Origin of the sequence: Halopseudomonas oceani, from assembly GCF_963677335.1 — a bacterium.
Classification (GTDB): Bacteria; Pseudomonadota; Gammaproteobacteria; order Pseudomonadales; family Pseudomonadaceae; genus Halopseudomonas; species Halopseudomonas oceani.
Genome location: NZ_OY781932.1, coordinates 4,056,655 through 4,072,747, shown reverse-complemented (window position 1 = coordinate 4,072,747; position 16,093 = coordinate 4,056,655). Strand labels below are relative to the sequence as shown.

At 61.8% G+C, this 16,093-nt stretch carries 15 protein-coding genes; 12 read left to right on the top strand and 3 right to left on the bottom strand.

Annotated features, from left to right (window positions below; translation table 11 throughout):
• Nucleotides 1-957 (bottom strand): DUF3530 family protein, encoded by a 957-nt coding sequence (locus tag ACKPCU_RS18870; RefSeq protein ID WP_321349040.1) that lies wholly within the window; start codon nucleotides 955-957, stop codon nucleotides 1-3.
• A gap of 95 nt (nucleotides 958-1,052) precedes the next feature.
• Between ACKPCU_RS18870 and rpe the strand changes: the two genes are divergently transcribed.
• The 8 genes from rpe to ACKPCU_RS18830 all read left to right on the top strand — a co-directional run bounded on the left by rpe (nucleotide 1,053) and on the right by ACKPCU_RS18830 (nucleotide 8,200).
• Nucleotides 1,053-1,727 (top strand): ribulose-phosphate 3-epimerase, encoded by a 675-nt coding sequence (rpe, locus tag ACKPCU_RS18865; RefSeq protein WP_321349039.1) that lies wholly within the window; start codon nucleotides 1,053-1,055, stop codon nucleotides 1,725-1,727.
• Nucleotide 1,728: 1 nt separating this feature from the next.
• Nucleotides 1,729-2,409 carry a phosphoglycolate phosphatase gene (locus ACKPCU_RS18860; RefSeq protein ID WP_321349038.1) on the top strand — a complete coding sequence of 227 codons (681 nt, stop codon included), beginning with the start codon at nucleotides 1,729-1,731 and terminating at the stop codon, nucleotides 2,407-2,409.
• A gap of 176 nt (nucleotides 2,410-2,585) precedes the next feature.
• Nucleotides 2,586-4,064: an anthranilate synthase component I gene (trpE, locus tag ACKPCU_RS18855; RefSeq protein WP_096004353.1), complete on the top strand. Its 1,479-nt coding sequence runs from the start codon at nucleotides 2,586-2,588 to the stop codon at nucleotides 4,062-4,064.
• A gap of 12 nt (nucleotides 4,065-4,076) precedes the next feature.
• The gene (locus tag ACKPCU_RS18850) at nucleotides 4,077-4,673 is read left to right on the top strand and encodes an aminodeoxychorismate/anthranilate synthase component II (protein WP_118128914.1); all 597 of its coding nucleotides are present in this window, start codon (nucleotides 4,077-4,079) and stop codon (nucleotides 4,671-4,673) included.
• Between the two features lie 18 nt (nucleotides 4,674-4,691).
• Nucleotides 4,692-5,738, top strand: a complete 1,047-nt coding sequence (gene trpD / locus ACKPCU_RS18845) for an anthranilate phosphoribosyltransferase (RefSeq protein WP_321349037.1) — start codon at nucleotides 4,692-4,694, stop codon at nucleotides 5,736-5,738.
• Nucleotides 5,735-6,529, top strand: coding sequence for an indole-3-glycerol phosphate synthase TrpC (gene trpC / locus ACKPCU_RS18840; protein WP_321349036.1), 795 nt, complete (start codon nucleotides 5,735-5,737; stop codon nucleotides 6,527-6,529). The genes trpD and trpC overlap by 4 nt, the downstream gene beginning before the upstream one ends.
• 523 nt (nucleotides 6,530-7,052) lie before the next feature.
• The gene (locus ACKPCU_RS18835) at nucleotides 7,053-7,628 is read left to right on the top strand and encodes a cytochrome b (RefSeq protein WP_321349035.1); all 576 of its coding nucleotides are present in this window, start codon (nucleotides 7,053-7,055) and stop codon (nucleotides 7,626-7,628) included.
• A complete protein-coding gene (locus ACKPCU_RS18830; protein ID WP_321349034.1) occupies nucleotides 7,625-8,200 on the top strand; it encodes a YceI family protein in 576 nt (191 codons plus the stop codon). Before ACKPCU_RS18835 ends, ACKPCU_RS18830 begins: the two co-directional genes overlap by 4 nt.
• 296 nt (nucleotides 8,201-8,496) lie before the next feature.
• Here ACKPCU_RS18830 and ACKPCU_RS18825 read toward each other — a convergent pair whose 3' ends face one another.
• Complete coding sequence (locus ACKPCU_RS18825; protein ID WP_321349033.1) at nucleotides 8,497-9,411, bottom strand: LysR family transcriptional regulator; 915 nt, start codon at nucleotides 9,409-9,411, stop codon at nucleotides 8,497-8,499.
• 245 nt (nucleotides 9,412-9,656) lie between these two features.
• Between ACKPCU_RS18825 and ACKPCU_RS18820 the strand changes: the two genes are divergently transcribed.
• Together ACKPCU_RS18820 and ACKPCU_RS18815 are read left to right on the top strand one after the other, a co-directional pair.
• Entirely contained in the window at nucleotides 9,657-10,841 is a 1,185-nt protein-coding gene (locus tag ACKPCU_RS18820) for an acyl-CoA dehydrogenase (RefSeq protein ID WP_321349032.1), read from the top strand.
• A 173-nt stretch (nucleotides 10,842-11,014) separates the two neighbouring features.
• On the top strand, nucleotides 11,015-12,193 hold the full coding sequence (locus ACKPCU_RS18815; RefSeq protein ID WP_321349031.1) for a CaiB/BaiF CoA transferase family protein: 1,179 nt from the start codon (nucleotides 11,015-11,017) through the stop codon (nucleotides 12,191-12,193).
• On the opposite strand, the gene ACKPCU_RS18810 is transcribed toward ACKPCU_RS18815, so the two are convergent.
• Nucleotides 12,183-12,959 carry a GntR family transcriptional regulator gene (locus tag ACKPCU_RS18810; protein WP_321349030.1) on the bottom strand — a complete coding sequence of 259 codons (777 nt, stop codon included), beginning with the start codon at nucleotides 12,957-12,959 and terminating at the stop codon, nucleotides 12,183-12,185. The two genes, ACKPCU_RS18815 and ACKPCU_RS18810, sit on opposite strands and share 11 nt — an antisense overlap.
• Before the next feature lie 203 nt (nucleotides 12,960-13,162).
• Between ACKPCU_RS18810 and ACKPCU_RS18805 the strand changes: the two genes are divergently transcribed.
• On the top strand, nucleotides 13,163-14,857 hold the full coding sequence (locus ACKPCU_RS18805; protein ID WP_104738720.1) for an L-lactate permease: 1,695 nt from the start codon (nucleotides 13,163-13,165) through the stop codon (nucleotides 14,855-14,857).
• A 72-nt stretch (nucleotides 14,858-14,929) separates the two neighbouring features.
• Nucleotides 14,930-16,084, top strand: a complete 1,155-nt coding sequence (lldD, locus tag ACKPCU_RS18800) for an FMN-dependent L-lactate dehydrogenase LldD (RefSeq protein WP_104738721.1) — start codon at nucleotides 14,930-14,932, stop codon at nucleotides 16,082-16,084.
• Nucleotides 16,085-16,093 lie beyond the last annotated feature (9 nt).

Sequence of the window (16,093 nt, the reverse complement as noted above, 5' to 3'; positions counted from 1 at the left end):
CTACGGCGCAGCCTCCGGTTCAGCCGGTTGCTGATGGCGGGTCAGCCAACCACGCAGCCGTTTGTCGAGCATCTCGTCTGCAAAGGCCGAGCGATCCATCGCTGCGAGATCCATTTGCTGGTAGCCCTGGTTGCCGGTCCGGCGGGCGATGCGAAGGTGGTCTGCGGCAAGTTGACTGTCAACGGTTACAGCCAGGTCGAGCAGCTCGAACACTGGGCGCTCGTTCTTCTCGAACAGGCTGTCCAGGCTTGGCTCTGGCGACGACGCAGGTTGTCTGGACTGATACAGAACGAGCGTCGCCGGTGGCTGGTCGGGTCCACTGGTGCTGGCGGCCAATAGCGCCCAGTAAGCAGACTCCCGCCGGGCAATGATGTGCACCTGCTGTGCGCCTTCGCTCTCCAGTACCTGTAAGCCGGCGCGGATCAGCGCCGTGGCCCGCTCGCTGTAGCGAGCCTCGGGCGGCGGCTCTGGCGCGGCGTCAACCTGGTCGCTTGCCGCCAGCAGTTCACCCTCCGGGACGATCTCGGGTGGCGCGGCATTGTCCGCAGCAGGTGGCTCCGCAGGCTCGGGAGGTACGTCGATCTGTGGAACAGAGGGGGCATCAGGCAAGCTGATGGCCAGGGTGTGCCAGCCGGCATCGCTGAGACTGATGCGGGCGGGGCCGATCAGCTCAGGCCAGTTGGCGTGCTCGCCTGGACCGGCAATCAGCAGAATGCCGCCGAGTGGTTCGGGGCGTGCTGCAGGTAGAAACAGCCCCAGCTGGGACTCACCGGCGAACTCGAGCTGCCGCTGTTCGCTGGTTGGCGCTTCGCGCTTGAGTGCTTGCTGATACTGGATATCACGGGACAGCGCTTGCGAGCGCTCGGCTGCTGCCGCGTCCAGTTTGGGCGCCGCTGGTTCCTGGGCCTGGGTGATACCGGCAAGGCAAAGCAGGGCTATGAGGGTTGGCGCGCGCATGGGGCTGTCTCGGTCCGAAGTCCTGATGAGTATAACCACGACGGATAGGGTAAACTGGCCGGCATTTCCGTGTCTGCCCCTGCCGAGGTTCTCCCATGCTCGATTACGCCATTGCGCCGTCTATTCTGTCCGCTGACTTTGCCCGCCTGGGTGAGGATGTTGATCGGGTGCTGGCCGCCGGCGCCGACATCGTCCATTTCGATGTCATGGACAATCACTACGTGCCGAACCTGACCATCGGCCCGATGGTTTGCTCGGCGCTGCGCAAGTACGGCGTCACCGCGCCCATCGATGTGCATCTGATGGTTAAGCCAGTGGACCGCATCATCGGCGATTTCCTTGAGGCCGGTGCCAGCTATATCACCTTCCACCCGGAAGCCTCCGAGCACATCGACCGTTCGCTGCAGCTGATCAAGGACGGCGGTGCCAAGGCGGGCCTGGTATTCAATCCGGCGACTTCGCTGGATGCGCTCAAGTACGTGATGGACAAGGTCGACATGGTGCTGCTGATGAGCGTCAACCCGGGCTTTGGTGGTCAGAAGTTCATCCCGGGCACGCTGGACAAGCTGCGGGAGGCGCGTGCGCTGATCGATGCCAGTGGTCGCGACATTCGCCTGGAGATCGACGGCGGCGTCAATGAACAGAACATCCGCGCCATCGCCGAAGCCGGTGCCGACACCTTTGTCGCCGGTTCGGCGATCTTCAACAAGCCGGATTACAAGGCGGTGATCGACAACATGCGTGCGGAGCTGGCACAGGCCAAGCGCTGATATGTCGTTGCTGCGCGAGCTGTTCGGTGGCGAGCTGCCGAACCTGGTTATGTTTGATCTGGATGGCACTCTGATTGACTCGGTGCCGGATCTGGCGGCGGCGGTGGATGTGATGCTGACTCAGCTGGGGCGTGAGGCGGCGGGTGTCGAGCAGGTTCGGCACTGGGTCGGCAACGGTGCGCGGGTACTGGTGCGTCGGGCGCTGGCCGGCGATATCGAACACTCGCACATCGGCGAGGCTGAGACCGAGCAGGCGCTGGCGCTGTTTCTCGAGGCTTACGCTGGAGATCACTCGCGCAGCACGGTTTACCCCGGAGTTCGCGCGTTGCTTGATCGGCTGCAAGGCGAGCAGGTGCCGCTGGCACTGATCACCAACAAGCCGAGTCGCTTTGTGCCGGAGCTGCTGGCGGACAAGCAGTTGGGCGGGTATTTCCGCTGGCTGGTTGGTGGCGACACCCTGCCGGTGCAGAAGCCCGACCCGGCGGCGCTTCATTGGGTCATGCAGCAGGCTGGTGTTGAGGCTGGGCAGGCGCTGTTTGTCGGCGATTCCCGTAGTGATGTGCTGGCGGCGAAGGCGGCCGGGGTGCCGGTGGTGGCGGTCAGCTACGGCTACAATCACGGGCGGCCGATTGCCTCGGAGAACCCGGATTTGCTGGTTGATTCGCTTGACGCGCTCATATAGGCTTGCTCGGGTGTCCCGACCAGTGATGGATCAGCCGTGTTTGTCAGCAATCGCAAACTGATGAGAGTTATCAAGGCGCTCGCCCGCTGGCGTTGGCGTACCTGAACTGTCCTCGCTCGCTCTCGAGTGCGAGCACCCTTGTTTGCGTATGACTTACCCTGCCTTTGAGGCTGATCATGACCCGAGACGAATTCCTTCGCCTGGCTGCCCAGGATTGCAACCGTGTACCCGTTGTACGCGAGGTGCTGGCAGACCTTGAAACCCCGCTGTCTACCTATCTGAAACTGGCCGACGGTGCCTACTCCTATTTGCTGGAGTCGGTACAGGGCGGCGAGAAGTGGGGGCGTTATTCCATTATCGGCCTGCCGGCTCGTACCGTGCTGCGCGTCGACGGCCATACCGCAACCGTGCTGGTGGACGGTGTCGAGCAGGAGCGCCACGAGTGTGCCGATCCGCTGGATTTCGTCGAAACCTTCAAGGCCCGTTATCGGGTGCCGAGCATTCCGGGTCTGCCGCGTTTCAATGGTGGACTGGTTGGCTACTTCGGCTACGACTGCGTGCGCTATGTTGAGCCGCGTCTTGCCGCGACGGTCAATCCGGATGTGCTGGGTACCCCGGACATCCTGCTGATGGTGTCCGATGAGGTTGTCGTATTCGATAACCTGGCCGGCAAGCTACACGCGATCGTGCTTGCCGACCCAAGCGCCGACGATGCCTTCGAACAGGCCAATGCCCGGCTCGATCAACTGCTTGAGCAGCTGCGCCTGCCGACCCCGGCGCGCAAGCTGATTGACCTGGCTGCGCCGGTCGATACCGACCTGGAATACCGCGCCAGCTTCACCCGTGAGGATTACGAGCGGGCGGTCGACACCATCAAGGAGTACATCCTTGCCGGTGACTGCATGCAGGTGGTGCCGTCCCAGCGCATGAGCATCGACTTCAAGGCCGAGCCGATTGATTTGTACCGGGCGCTGCGCAGCCAGAATCCGACGCCTTACATGTACTTCTTCAACTTCGGCGACTTCCATGTGGTTGGCAGCTCTCCCGAGGTGCTGGTACGTGTCGAAGAGGGCGAAGTAACGGTACGCCCGATTGCCGGTACCCGCCCGCGCGGCGCGACCGAAGAAGCCGATCTGGCGTTGGAGCAGGACCTGCTGTCCGACGCCAAGGAAATCGCCGAGCACCTGATGCTGATCGACCTGGGCCGTAACGATGTTGGTCGTGTGGCCGAGATCGGCAAGGTCAAGGTTACCGAGAAGATGGTTATCGAGCGTTATTCCAACGTCATGCACATCGTCTCCAACGTACAGGGCCAGCTGAAGCCGGAACTGACCGCAATGGATGCGCTGCGCGCCATCCTGCCGGCTGGCACCCTGTCCGGCGCGCCGAAAATTCGCGCGATGGAGATCATCGACGAGCTGGAGCCGGTCAAGCGCGGCGTCTACGGCGGTGCGGTCGGCTACTGGGCGTGGAACGGCAACATGGACACGGCCATCGCAATTCGTACCGCGGTGATCAAGGATGGTGAGCTGCATGTGCAGGCCGGTGGCGGCATTGTGGCCGACTCGGTGCCCGCGCTGGAGTGGGAAGAGACCATCAACAAGCGTCGCGCCATGTTCCGTGCGATTGCCCTCGCTGAACAATCGGCCCGGTAAAGGAGAAAAGCCATGCTGCTGATGATCGATAACTACGACTCCTTTACCTACAACGTGGTGCAGTACCTCGGCGAGCTGGGTGCCGACGTCAAGGTGGTGCGCAACGACGAACTGACCGTCGCCGAGATCGAAGCCCTCAACCCCGAGCGCATCGTCGTCTCGCCCGGTCCGTGCACGCCCAACGAAGCGGGTGTCTCGGTGCCGGTGCTCAAGCACTTTGCCGGCAAGCTGCCGATCCTCGGCATTTGCCTTGGCCACCAGAGTATCGGTCAGGCTTTCGGCGGTGATGTGGTGCGTGCCCGTCAGGTCATGCACGGCAAGACCAGCCCGGTGTATCACGAAGGCCTGGGCGTGTTTGCCGGCCTCAATAACCCGCTAACCGTGACCCGCTATCACTCGCTGGTAATCAGCCGCGATACGCTGCCCGACTGCCTGGAGCTGACCGCCTGGACCCAGCATGAAGACGGCAGCGTTGACGAAATCATGGGTGTACGCCACCGCGAATACATGATCGAGGGCGTGCAGTTCCACCCCGAGTCGATCCTGTCCGAGCAGGGGCATGAGATGCTCGCAAACTTCCTCAAGCAGCAGGGCGGCCTGCGCCGCTGACCAGCCAGGAGAGACGGTATGGATATCAAGACAGCCCTCGGCAAGGTGGTCGATCAACTGGATCTGTCCACCGAGGAAATGCAGGATGTCATGCGCCAGATCATGACCGGCCAGTGCACAGACGCACAGATCGGCGGCTTTCTGGTCGCCCTGCGCATGAAGAGCGAAACCCTCGACGAAATTACCGGCGCGGCCATGGTTATGCGCGAGCTGGCTTCCGGGGTGCAGATCAACGCTGAACGCCTGGTCGACACCTGCGGCACCGGCGGCGACGGCGCCAATATCTTCAATGTGTCGACCGCCGCCGCGCTGGTGGTGGCTGCTGCTGGCGGCAAGGTCGCCAAGCACGGCAACCGCGCGGTATCCGGCAAGAGCGGCAGCGCCGATCTGCTGGAAGCGGCGGGCGTAAACCTCAACCTGACGCCCGAGCAGGTTGCCCGCTGTGTTGAAAGCGTCGGTGTCGGCTTCATGTTTGCGCCGGCCCATCACGGCGCCATGAAGCACGCCATTGGCCCGCGCCGCGAACTGGGCATGCGCACCATCTTCAACATGCTTGGCCCGATGACCAATCCGGCCGGGGTCAAGCATCAGGTCATCGGTGTGTTCACCGAAGCGCTGTGCCGGCCGATTGCCGAGGTGCTCAAGCGTCTCGGCAGCGAGCACGTGCTGGTGGTGCACTCCAAGGATGGGCTGGACGAACTGAGTCTGGCGGCGACCAACCACATTGCCGAGCTGAAAGACGGCGAAGTGCGCGAGTACGACGTCAGCCCGGAAGAACTCGGCATCAAGAGCCGCTCGTTGATTGGTCTGACAGTCGATGACGCGGCGGCCTCGCTCAAGCTGATCCGCGATGCGCTCGGCAAGCGCGAAACCGAGGCCGGTGAAAAAGCGGCCGATATCATCATTCTCAACGCCGGTGCGGCGTTGTACGCGGCAGATCATGCGACCAGTCTGCTTGAAGGCGTCCAGCTCGCCTCTGATGCCCTTTACTCAGGGCTGGCGCGGGAAAAACTCAACGAACTTATCGCCTTCACCGAGGTGTTCCGGGAGGAAGCAGCACAATGAGCGTGCCGACCATCTTGCAAAACATCGTCGCGCGCAAGCACGAGGAAGTGGCAGAACGTCTCCAGCAGCGCAGCCTGGCCGAGCTGGAGCAGCTCGTAGCGGCCGCATCGCCCACCCGTGGCTTCGCCAAGGCCATTCAGGCCGCTGCTGCCGCGCGCCGCCCGGGGGTGATTGCCGAGATCAAGAAGGCGTCACCGAGCAAGGGCGTGCTGCGCGAGGACTTTCATCCAGCCGAAATTGCGGCCAGCTACGAGGCGGGCGGTGCGGTTTGCCTGTCGGTGCTGACCGATGTCGACTTCTTTCAGGGGCACGACGATTACCTGCAGCAGGCCCGTGCGGCCTGTTCACTGCCGGTGATCCGTAAGGACTTTATGGTTGACCCGTATCAGGTCGTCGAAGCCCGCGCCCTGGGGGCTGACTGCGTGCTGTTGATCGCGGCTTGCCTGGACGACGTGCAGATGGGCGAGTTGGCGGCGACCGCAAAGCAACACGGCCTGGATGTGCTGGTCGAGGTGCACGATGCCGCCGAGCTGGAACGCGGCCTCAAGCTGGATACCCCGCTGATCGGCATCAACAACCGTAACCTGCACACCTTCGAGGTGACGTTGGACACGACTCTTGAGCTGATTCCGCAGATTCCGCGTAACAAGACGCTGGTGACCGAGAGCGGCATTCTGCATCGTGCAGATGTGGAGTTGATGCTGGCCCATGACGTCTACGGGTTTCTGGTCGGCGAGGCTTTCATGCGTGGCAACGATCCGGGCCATGAACTCAAGCGACTGTTTTTCTAATTCGCGATATCAGCATTGAAAGAACCTCCTTCGGGAGGTTTTTTTGTGGTTTATCACCACGTAATTGGAGATGCATTTTTTGCGCTGGTACCAAGCCAGCTTTTCGCCTCCACGGCGAGCCAAGGGGGGGCTGCTTGCCCAGCCCCCCTTGGCGATCCCCCCCGGCACCCGGCTACGCGGCCCTTCGGGTTCGCTGCGTTGCTCGGCTTGGCAGGGGCCGGCAGAACTCGGCTCTTCGAGCCTCAAACAGGCTACCGTCCTTTTTCCTGCCAATCCTGCGCTACTCGCCCGCGTAAACGGGATGAACCCCGGGTGCACACTCCATTATCTGAGTACTCGGAACGCCCTTCACATAGTGTTCTTTCGCATTGCCCCTGATCTCCGCAGGGCACCTTTTCGTGGCGAAAACAAAGCATACTGCCAGGTTGAAATATCGAGAAATCTGTTTGGTGGGAACCAATTTTTGCGCTTTTTATCTTATTCAGTCGATGGGATTATGGCGCCCATCGCAGGTGAGGTGATTATGCAGTGGCGTAACAGCAAGGACAGATTCGGTTGGCTGGCAACGAGCCTGCACTGGGTAATGGCGGTGATGGTCGTAGGGCTTGCTGCTGTTGGTCTGTGGATGACCAGCCTTAACTATTACAGCCCCTGGTACACCAGCGCGCCGTTCTGGCACAAGAGCATAGGCCTGGTGTTTGCGGCTCTGTTGCTGGTTCGTCTGCTGTGGCGCTGGTTGTCTCCGGCGCCGGCAGCGTTGCCCACTCACTCGCGCGTCGAGCGTATGGCAGCAGGCACTGCGCAGTGGCTGATGTACGCCGCTATGCTGATCATTGTGATCAGCGGCTATCTGATCTCGACCGCCAAGGGCAGCGGTGTCAGCCTGTTTGGTTGGTTCGAGGTGCCGGCGCTGATCACCGGCTTGCCGGAACAGGCTGATCGGGCAGGTGCCGTGCACTATTGGCTCGCGCTTGGACTGCTGGGGCTCGCCGGGCTGCACGCGCTGGGGGCACTTAAGCATCACCTGATCGACAAGGACAATACTCTGCGGCGCATGCTCGGCATGCGGCTGCGCAACTCGACGGAGAATGGCAAATGAAGAAACTGATGGTTGCAGCCACCCTTGGTGGTTTGATGATGGCAGGTGGCCTGGCGCAGGCTGCGGACTACCAGATCGACAAGCAGGGGCAGCACGCCTCGGTCAACTTCAAGATCAGCCACCTGGGTTACAGCTGGATCTACGGCCGCTTCAACGACTTCGACGGCACCTTCAGCTGGGACGCTGCCAAGCCCGAGGCCAGCAGCGTCAACGTCACGCTGAACACCGCCAGCGTGGACACCAACCACGCCGAGCGCGACAAGCACATCCGCAGCGCCGACTTCCTGAACGTTGACGAGCACGGCGCTGCCACCTTTGCTTCCACCGGCATCGAGATGACCAGTGACGATACCGCCAAGGTGACCGGCGATCTGACCCTCAACGGCGTGACCAAGCCGGTGGTGCTGGATGCGCACTTTATCGGTGAAGGTGATGATCCCTGGGGTGGTTATCGCGCCGGCTTTGACGCGACCACTACGCTGAAGTTGGCCGATTTCGGTATCACTTACAACCTTGGGCCGGCGTCTGAAACCGTCGACCTGATCATTACTGTCGAAGGCGTTCGCCAGTAACCGCGTTAGCTAGTTCATGTGTGCTTCAGGGGCCTTCGGGCCCCTTTTTTTAGCCGCAAGCGGCAAGCCTGTAGGGCGAAGTAAGCGCAGCGTCTCCGCCAGTGTTTAAGCGCGGAGTGTGTTCACGGGCTACGGCGGGTTTGCTGCCGCCTCCGGTGGAGACGCCGTTGGCTTACTCCACCCTACCGCATCAGCGCAGAGCTCTATCGCAGGGGGGGGGGGCTTCTCGCTGAGAGAGCGGCTCGACGCTATGGAAACTCTCAGGAAGCCGCCGCCCAGGCGATCCTGCTTGCGGCTTACAGCTTGAGGCTTGCCGCTTCCTTAACCCAGGCCTGCGCCTGCTGCAGGATCCAGTCGCGAAACGCCAGTAACGCAGCAGACTCGGCCTTGCGCTCGGGGATGACCAGGTAATAGCCGTTGTCGGTTTCGAAACTGCGCGGGCACGGGCTGATCAGGCGGCCGTCGGCCAGCTCCTGGCGGATCAGAAATGGCGGGATCAGCGCGACACCCATGCCGTGCATCGCCGCTTGCGCGAGCATCGAGAACAGCTCTAGCCGGGTGCCGTTGAGGTCGTGCTCGACGCGCATATCGGCGGCGGCGAACCACTGGCGCCAGGCGTAGGGCCGGGTGGTCTGCTGCAGCAGTGGCAGTTGTGCGATGTCGTCGGGTGTCAACTCGTTGGCGGGTGCGATCAGCATCGGGCTGCAGACGGGGATAGGGGCCTCGGGCATCAGATAGTGCGTCTGGGTACCCGACCAGTCGCCGTCGCCGAAGTAGATAGCGGCGTCGAATTCGGTATCGGCAAACAGGAACGGCCGTGTGCGGTTAGTCAGGTTGACGGTAATCTGCGGATGCTGGCGCAGGAAGTGACTGAGCCGTGGCAGCAGCCACTGGGTGCCGAACGTGGGGACCAGGGCCAACTCCAGCGTGGCGGTGCCCTGGTTGCCCATGACTGACAGGGTGTCGCGCTCGACAGCATCCAGCCGGCTGGCGATGCGACGGCTGTAGATCTGCCCTGCGTCGGTCAGCTTGACCCCGCGACGGGTGCGGCGAAACAACTGGATGTCGAGAAAGGCCTCTAGGTTGGCGATCTGCCGGCACACAGCGCTTTGGGTCAATGACAGCTCTTCGGCGGCCTTGGTGAAGCTCTCGTGACGGGCAGAGGACTCAAAGCAGACCAGGGCCTGGGTTGGCGGTATTTTGCGACGCATGGGGCTCCTTCGGAGCGGCTATAAGCTATAAGTATCAAGCGGCAAGCTGTCCGTGCGCGGAGCTGGGGTGGCTTGCAGCTTGAAGCTTGCGGCTTATCGCTATGTTTTTCTGTCGGAGTTCCAATTTAGCACAAGTGACTGCATAAAAGGCGCTTGTTTGTGGTGTTCTCTGTGCGTAGAGTCGCTGATATCTTACGGTTCCCCTGTGGAACCCGATCACCAATAAAACGAATATCGGAGAGCTCATGGCCGCATCCAAGGCAAGTTTCAACTGGGAAGATCCGCTGCTGCTGGATCAGCAACTGACTGAAGAAGAGCGCATGGTGCGTGACAGTGCACGCCAGTACTGCCAGGACAAACTCATGCCGCGGGTGCTGAACTCGTTCCGCAACGAGCAGACCGACGTGGAAATCTTCCGTGAAATGGGCGAGCTGGGCCTGCTGGGTGCAACCATTCCGACCGAGTACGGCGGAAGCGGGCTGAACTATGTCTGCTACGGCCTGATCGCGCGTGAAGTTGAGCGCGTTGACTCCGGCTACCGCTCGATGATGAGCGTGCAGTCCTCGCTGGTGATGGTGCCGATCAACGAATTCGGTTCTGAGGAGCAGAAGCAGAAGTATCTGCCCAAGCTGGCCAGTGGTGAGTTTATCGGCTGCTTCGGTCTGACCGAGCCGAACCACGGCTCCGACCCGGGCTCCATGGTCACCCGTGCACGCAAGACCGAGGGCGGTTACCTGCTCAAGGGTGCCAAGATGTGGATCACCAACAGCCCCATCGCTGACGTGTTCGTGGTCTGGGCAAAAACCGACGACGACGTCATCCGTGGCTTCATTCTGGAAAAAGGCTGGAAAGGTCTGAGCGCGCCGGCGATCAAGGGCAAGGTTGGTCTGCGTACCTCCATCACCGGTGAAATCGTGATGGACGATGTGTTCGTTCCGGAAGAAAACATGCTGCCGCACGTGACCGGTCTGAAAGGTCCGTTCACCTGTCTGAACTCTGCCCGTTACGGTATCTCCTGGGGCGCGCTGGGTGCGGCCGAGTTCTGCTGGCACACCGCTCGTCAGTACACTCTGGATCGTCTGCAGTTTGGTCGTCCGCTGGCGCAGACTCAGCTGGTACAGAAGAAGCTGGCTGACATGCAGACCGAAATCACCCTGGCGCTGCAAGGCTGCCTGCGCCTAGGCCGCATGAAGGATGAGGGCACTGCTGCGGTGGAAATCACCTCGATCATGAAGCGCAACTCCTGCGGCAAGTCGCTGGACATCGCCCGCGTTGCTCGTGACATGCTGGGTGGTAACGGTATCTCCGACGAGTACGGTGTTATCCGTCACGTGGTCAACCTGGAAGTGGTTAACACCTATGAAGGTACCCACGACGTTCACGCGCTGATCCTCGGCCGTGCGCAGACCGGCCTTCAGGCGTTTTTCTAACGCCTTAAGGCAGCTGCAAGCTTTAAGCTGCAAGCGACAAGCCGTTCCGAGTTGGGTCGGCTTGTCGCGTTTTCCTCACGCTGCATTGGCGTACCGCTAGTCCCCTTATTTTCGTATTCCGCACGGCCAGCTTGTGGCTTGTAGCTTGCCGCTTGAAGCTTGGAGCTCACGACATGAGTGCATTATCCGGTTTGCGCGTTCTCGATCTCTCCCGTGTGCTGGCTGGCCCCTGGGCCGGGCAGATGCTGGCGGATCTGGGGGCGGATGTGGTCAAGGTCGAACGGCCGGGGGCGGGTGACGACACCCGTGCCTGGGGGCCGCCGTATCTGCGCGACGCGGATGGGCGTGACACCTCCGAGGCGGCGTACTTTCTGTCGGCCAACCGCAACAAACGCTCGATTACCATCGACTTTACCCAGCCCGAGGGGCAGCAGCAGGTGCGTGCGCTGGTGCAGCGCGCAGATGTGCTGATCGAGAACTTCAAGGTTGGCGGGCTGGCGGCCTATGGGCTGGATTGCCAGAGCCTGCAGGCGCTCAATCCGCGTTTGATCTACTGCTCGGTGACCGGTTTCGGTCAGCAGGGGCCGTATGCCAAACGCGCAGGCTATGACTTCATGATTCAGGCCATGGGTGGCCTGATGAGTATCACCGGCAAGGCCGATGAGGAAGAGGGCGCAGGGCCGGTCAAGGTCGGCGTAGCGCTGACCGATATCCTCACCGGGCTGTACGCCAGCAATGCCATTCTCGCCGCATTGGCTGAGCGCGAGCGCAGCGGCCAGGGCCAGTACATCGATCTGGCGCTGCTGGATGTGCAGATCGCCTGCCTCGGTAACCAGGCGCTGAACTATCTCACCACTGGCGTGCCGCCCAGGCGGCTGGGCAACGCTCATCCGAACATCGTCCCGTATCAGGATTTCCCGACCGCCGATGGCGACTTCATCCTGACGGTGGGTAACGACGGCCAGTTCCGCAAGTTCTGCGAAGTGGCGGGGCACCCGGAGTGGGCGACTGATCCGCGCTTTGTCAGCAACGCTGCTCGGGTTGCCAACCGCGCCGAGCTGATTCAGCTGATTCGCCAGGTGACGGTATTTCGCACGACTGCTGAGTGGATTGCGGCGCTGGAGCAGGCGGGCGTACCCAGCGGGCCGATCAATGATCTGGCGCAGGTGTTTGCCGATCCGCAGGTGCAGGCGCGGGGTACGCGTATCCGCATGGCCCATCCGCTGGCCGGTGAGGTGGATCTGGTCGCCAACCCGATCAGACTGTCGCGCACACCGGTTGACTACCGGCGCCCGCCGCCGCTGCTGGGCGAGCACAACAGCGAGGTGTTCGCTGACTGGCTCAGCGACTGATCGGCCGCTCGCGTCTTTGCGCGCGGGCCAGTCGTCTGCTTTCCTCTTCCCGCTCTTCTAGCACGTCCTGCACGTAGCTGATGTGCTCGCTGGCGATGCGTCTGGCATCGTCGGCGCGGCCCTGCATGATGGCGTCGAACAGCGCCTGATGCTGCGCTACCAGCATCCGCCGGGTTTCGCTGCGTAGCGCATACATGCCGCCGATATTGGTTACCACATTGCGTTTGAGCAGGTCGAACAGGCCGCGAATGGTGTGCAGCAGCACCAGGTTGTGGCTGGCTTCGGCAATGGCCAGGTGAAAGCGCGCGTCGGCGGCGCCTTCCTCGGCGCGTGACGCCTTGCCCTCGCGGGCGTAGCAGGCCTGCAGGGCGTCAAAGGCGCTCTGCAGGTGCCGGCGGTCCAGGTCGGTAGCGCGCAGCGCGGCGTAATAGGCGCAGTCGGCTTCCAGCGTGTGGCGGAACTCCAGCAGGTCTCGGTGCGCTTCCGGATGACCTTCGAGCAGGCTGAGCAGTGGATCGCTGAAGCTTGAACCGAGTGAATCGCTGACATAGTTGCCGCCGCCCTGGCGGCTGATCAGCAAGCCCTTGGCGACCAGTTTCTGTACTGCCTCGCGCAGCGACGGGCGGGATACGCCGAACTGTTCGGCCAGCGCGCGCTCAGCCGGCAGGCGCTGCCCTGGCTGCAGTGTGCCCTCAAGAATCATGGTTTCCAGTTGCTCAACGATATTGTCGGACAGTCTGCGCTGCCGAATCTGACCTACTTCCATTGTTGTTCCTTTGGTCTGACCAATCGCCTGAAGAGGGTAACCAGCATGACCTTTACAGGCAACCCGTAAGGACTGATCTATACCAAAGTATAGCGCTGCGGGTTTGACATGCCTCTGGTGCTTTTTTAATCTGGTCATCCATTTTTGTAAATTGGTATTACCAATTGGTGCTCGACCGCCAATAACAAGTACAGGAGCGCTCCATGTCTTCCGGTTTTCTTGCCTTCATGGCCTTTGCCCCGATCCTGCTAGCAGGCGTGCTGCTGATCGGTCTACGTTGGCCGGCGCGTCGCGCCATGCCGCTGGTGTATCTGCTCAGCGCCGGGATTGCGCTGTTTGTCTGGGATATGAGTTTTAACCGGGTGCTGGCGTCGACCCTGCAGGGTCTGGTTGTCACCGTGGGGGTGCTGTGGATCATTTTTGGCGCGATTCTGCTGCTGAACACCCTCAAGCATTCTGGTGGCATTACCGCGATTCGTGCCGGCTTTACCACCATCAGCCCTGACCGCCGCATTCAGGCAATCATCATCGCCTGGTTGTTTGGCTGCTTTATCGAAGGCGCCTCCGGCTTCGGTACGCCGGCAGCGATTGCCGCGCCGTTGCTAGTGGCGATCGGCTTCCCGGCGATGGCTGCGGTGCTGATGGGCATGCTGGTACAGAGCACGCCGGTGTCCTTTGGTGCGGTCGGTACGCCGATCATTGTCGGTGTGAACACCGGCCTGGATCACGCCGTGATTGGCGAGCAGTTGGCGGCCAGCGGCTCTAGCTGGGACGCCTACCTGCAGCTGATCACCAGCCAGGTAGCCATCGTGCATGCGCTGGTCGGTACGGTCATGCCGCTGGTTATGGTCATCATGCTGGTGCGCTTCTTCGGCAAGGACAAGAGCTGGCGCGCGGTATTCGAGGTGCTGCCGTTTGCCCTGTTTGCCGGCCTGTCGATGACTATCCCCTATCTCATCAGCGGTGTGCTGCTCGGCCCCGAGTTTCCGTCTTTGATCGGTGGTCTGGTCGGTCTGGCAGTGGTGACCACCGCCGCCCGTCTCGGTTTTCTGGTACCCAAGCGTCACTGGGACTTTGCGCCCCGCGACAGCTGGCCGGAGGCCTGGATGGGCACGGTCGAGATGAAGCTGGAAGAGTTGACTGCGCGCCCGATGAGCAGCTTCCGCGCCTGGCTGCCCTACCTGCTGGTCGGTGTGCTGCTGGTGATCAGTCGGGTGTTCCCTGAGGTCAGCGCCGCGTTCAAGTCGGTGGCGATCAACTTTACCGACATCCTGGGTGAGCCGGGCGTGAGTGGGGGTGTGCAGCCGCTGTATCTGCCGGGCGGCATTCTGGTCATGGTGGTGATCGCGACCTTCTTCCTGCATCGCATGAAAGTGCGCGAGCTGGGCAAGGCGCTTGGTGAGTCCGGTGGCGTGCTGCTGAGTGCCGGTTTCGTATTGCTGTTTACCGTGCCGATGGTGCGTATTCTGATCAACTCCGGTGTGAACGCGGCAGATCTGCCAAGCATGCCGATTCTGATGGCCCGTTATGTGGCCGACAGCGTCGGTGGCATCTACCCGTTGCTGGCGCCGACCATCGGTGCATTGGGCGCGTTCCTCGCGGGCTCCAATACCGTCTCGAACATGATGTTCAGCCAGTTTCAGTTTGGCGTGGCCAGCAACCTTGGCCTGTCGACCGCGTTGATCGTGGCGGTGCAGGCCGTGGGGGCTGCTGCCGGCAACATGGTGGCGATCCACAACGTGGTTGCCGCCTCGGCGACTGTGGGCCTGCTCGGCCGTGAGGGCACCACCCTGCGCCGGACTGTCTGGCCGACGCTGTACTATGTGCTGATGACTGGCCTGATTGCACTGTTTGCTGCCTATGTGCTGGGTGTCAGCGATCCGCTGATGGCTGGCTGATGTGTTGACTGCTCGCGCCCCGTCCCTGGCTGCCGGGGCGTTGCCCGTTGAAGAACCGATGAGAATTTGCTGATGATCATTTCTGCCTCGACCGATTACCGCGCCGCCGCCCAGCGCCGACTGCCTCCGTTCCTGTTTCACTATATCGACGGTGGGGCCTACGCCGAGCACACGTTGAAGAAGAACGTCGAGGATCTGGCCGGTATTGCCCTGCGGCAGCGGGTGCTGAAGAACATGTCGGAGCTGAGCCTGGAAACCCGTCTGTTCGATGAAACCCTGAGCATGCCGGTAGCGCTGTCACCGGTCGGCCTGACCGGCATGTACGCCCGTCGTGGTGAAGTGCAGGCGGCGTGCGCAGCGGCTGACAAGGGTATTCCCTTCACCCTGTCGACCGTCTCGGTCTGCCCGATTGAAGAAGTCGCACCGGCGATCAGCCGTCCCATGTGGTTCCAGCTCTACGTGTTGAAGGATCGCGGATTCATGAAGAATGCGCTGGAGCGCGCCAAGGCAGCGGGCGTCACCACTCTGGTGTTCACCGTCGACATGCCGGTGCCCGGTGCGCGCTATCGTGACGCGCACTCGGGTATGAGCGGTCCGAATGCGGCGATGCGTCGTTACCTGCAGGCGGTAATGCACCCGCGCTGGGCCTTTGATGTAGGCTTGCTCGGCAAGCCCCACGACCTGGGCAATATCTCCGCCTATCGCGGCAACCCAACCGGTCTGGAAGACTACATGGGCTGGCTGGGTGCCAACTTCGACGCCTCCATTTCCTGGAAGGACTTGCAGTGGATTCGTGATTTCTGGGACGGCCCGATGGTGATCAAGGGCATCCTCGACCCGGAAGACGCCCGCGATGCGGTCCGCTTCGGTGCTGACGGCATTATCGTCTCCAACCACGGCGGTCGTCAGTTGGACGGTGTGCTGTCCAGTGCCCGCGCGTTGCCGCCGATTGCCGATGCGGTGAAGGGCGATCTGAAGATTCTGGTCGACTCCGGCATCCGTACCGGTTTGGACGTGGTGCGCATGCTGGCGCTGGGCGCCGACTGCACCATGCTCGGCCGCGCCTTTATCTACGCGCTGGCGGCTGATGGGCAGGCTGGCGTGACCAACCTGCTGGAGCTGATTGAAAAAGAGATGCGGGTGGCAATGGTGCTGACTGGCGCCAAATCCATCAGCGAGATCAACGCCGATCTGCTGGTGCGTGAACTGCAGCATTTGAGCCAATAATACGGAGAT

Excerpts from the sequence above, each read along its gene's own strand:
- ACKPCU_RS18870 (WP_321349040.1), bottom strand. The coding sequence starts at position 957 with ATGCGCGCGCCAACCCTCATAGCCCTGCTTTGCCTTGCCGGTATCACC.
- rpe (WP_321349039.1), top strand. The coding sequence starts at position 1,053 with ATGCTCGATTACGCCATTGCGCCGTCTATTCTGTCCGCTGACTTTGCC.
- ACKPCU_RS18860 (WP_321349038.1), top strand. The coding sequence starts at position 1,729 with ATGTCGTTGCTGCGCGAGCTGTTCGGTGGCGAGCTGCCGAACCTGGTT.
- trpE (WP_096004353.1), top strand. The coding sequence starts at position 2,586 with ATGACCCGAGACGAATTCCTTCGCCTGGCTGCCCAGGATTGCAACCGT.
- ACKPCU_RS18850 (WP_118128914.1), top strand. The coding sequence starts at position 4,077 with ATGCTGCTGATGATCGATAACTACGACTCCTTTACCTACAACGTGGTG.
- trpD (WP_321349037.1), top strand. The coding sequence starts at position 4,692 with ATGGATATCAAGACAGCCCTCGGCAAGGTGGTCGATCAACTGGATCTG.
- trpC (WP_321349036.1), top strand. The coding sequence starts at position 5,735 with ATGAGCGTGCCGACCATCTTGCAAAACATCGTCGCGCGCAAGCACGAG.
- ACKPCU_RS18835 (WP_321349035.1), top strand. The coding sequence starts at position 7,053 with ATGCAGTGGCGTAACAGCAAGGACAGATTCGGTTGGCTGGCAACGAGC.
- ACKPCU_RS18830 (WP_321349034.1), top strand. The coding sequence starts at position 7,625 with ATGAAGAAACTGATGGTTGCAGCCACCCTTGGTGGTTTGATGATGGCA.
- ACKPCU_RS18825 (WP_321349033.1), bottom strand. The coding sequence starts at position 9,411 with ATGCGTCGCAAAATACCGCCAACCCAGGCCCTGGTCTGCTTTGAGTCC.
- ACKPCU_RS18820 (WP_321349032.1), top strand. The coding sequence starts at position 9,657 with ATGGCCGCATCCAAGGCAAGTTTCAACTGGGAAGATCCGCTGCTGCTG.
- ACKPCU_RS18815 (WP_321349031.1), top strand. The coding sequence starts at position 11,015 with ATGAGTGCATTATCCGGTTTGCGCGTTCTCGATCTCTCCCGTGTGCTG.
- ACKPCU_RS18810 (WP_321349030.1), bottom strand. The coding sequence starts at position 12,959 with ATGGAAGTAGGTCAGATTCGGCAGCGCAGACTGTCCGACAATATCGTT.
- ACKPCU_RS18805 (WP_104738720.1), top strand. The coding sequence starts at position 13,163 with ATGTCTTCCGGTTTTCTTGCCTTCATGGCCTTTGCCCCGATCCTGCTA.
- lldD (WP_104738721.1), top strand. The coding sequence starts at position 14,930 with ATGATCATTTCTGCCTCGACCGATTACCGCGCCGCCGCCCAGCGCCGA.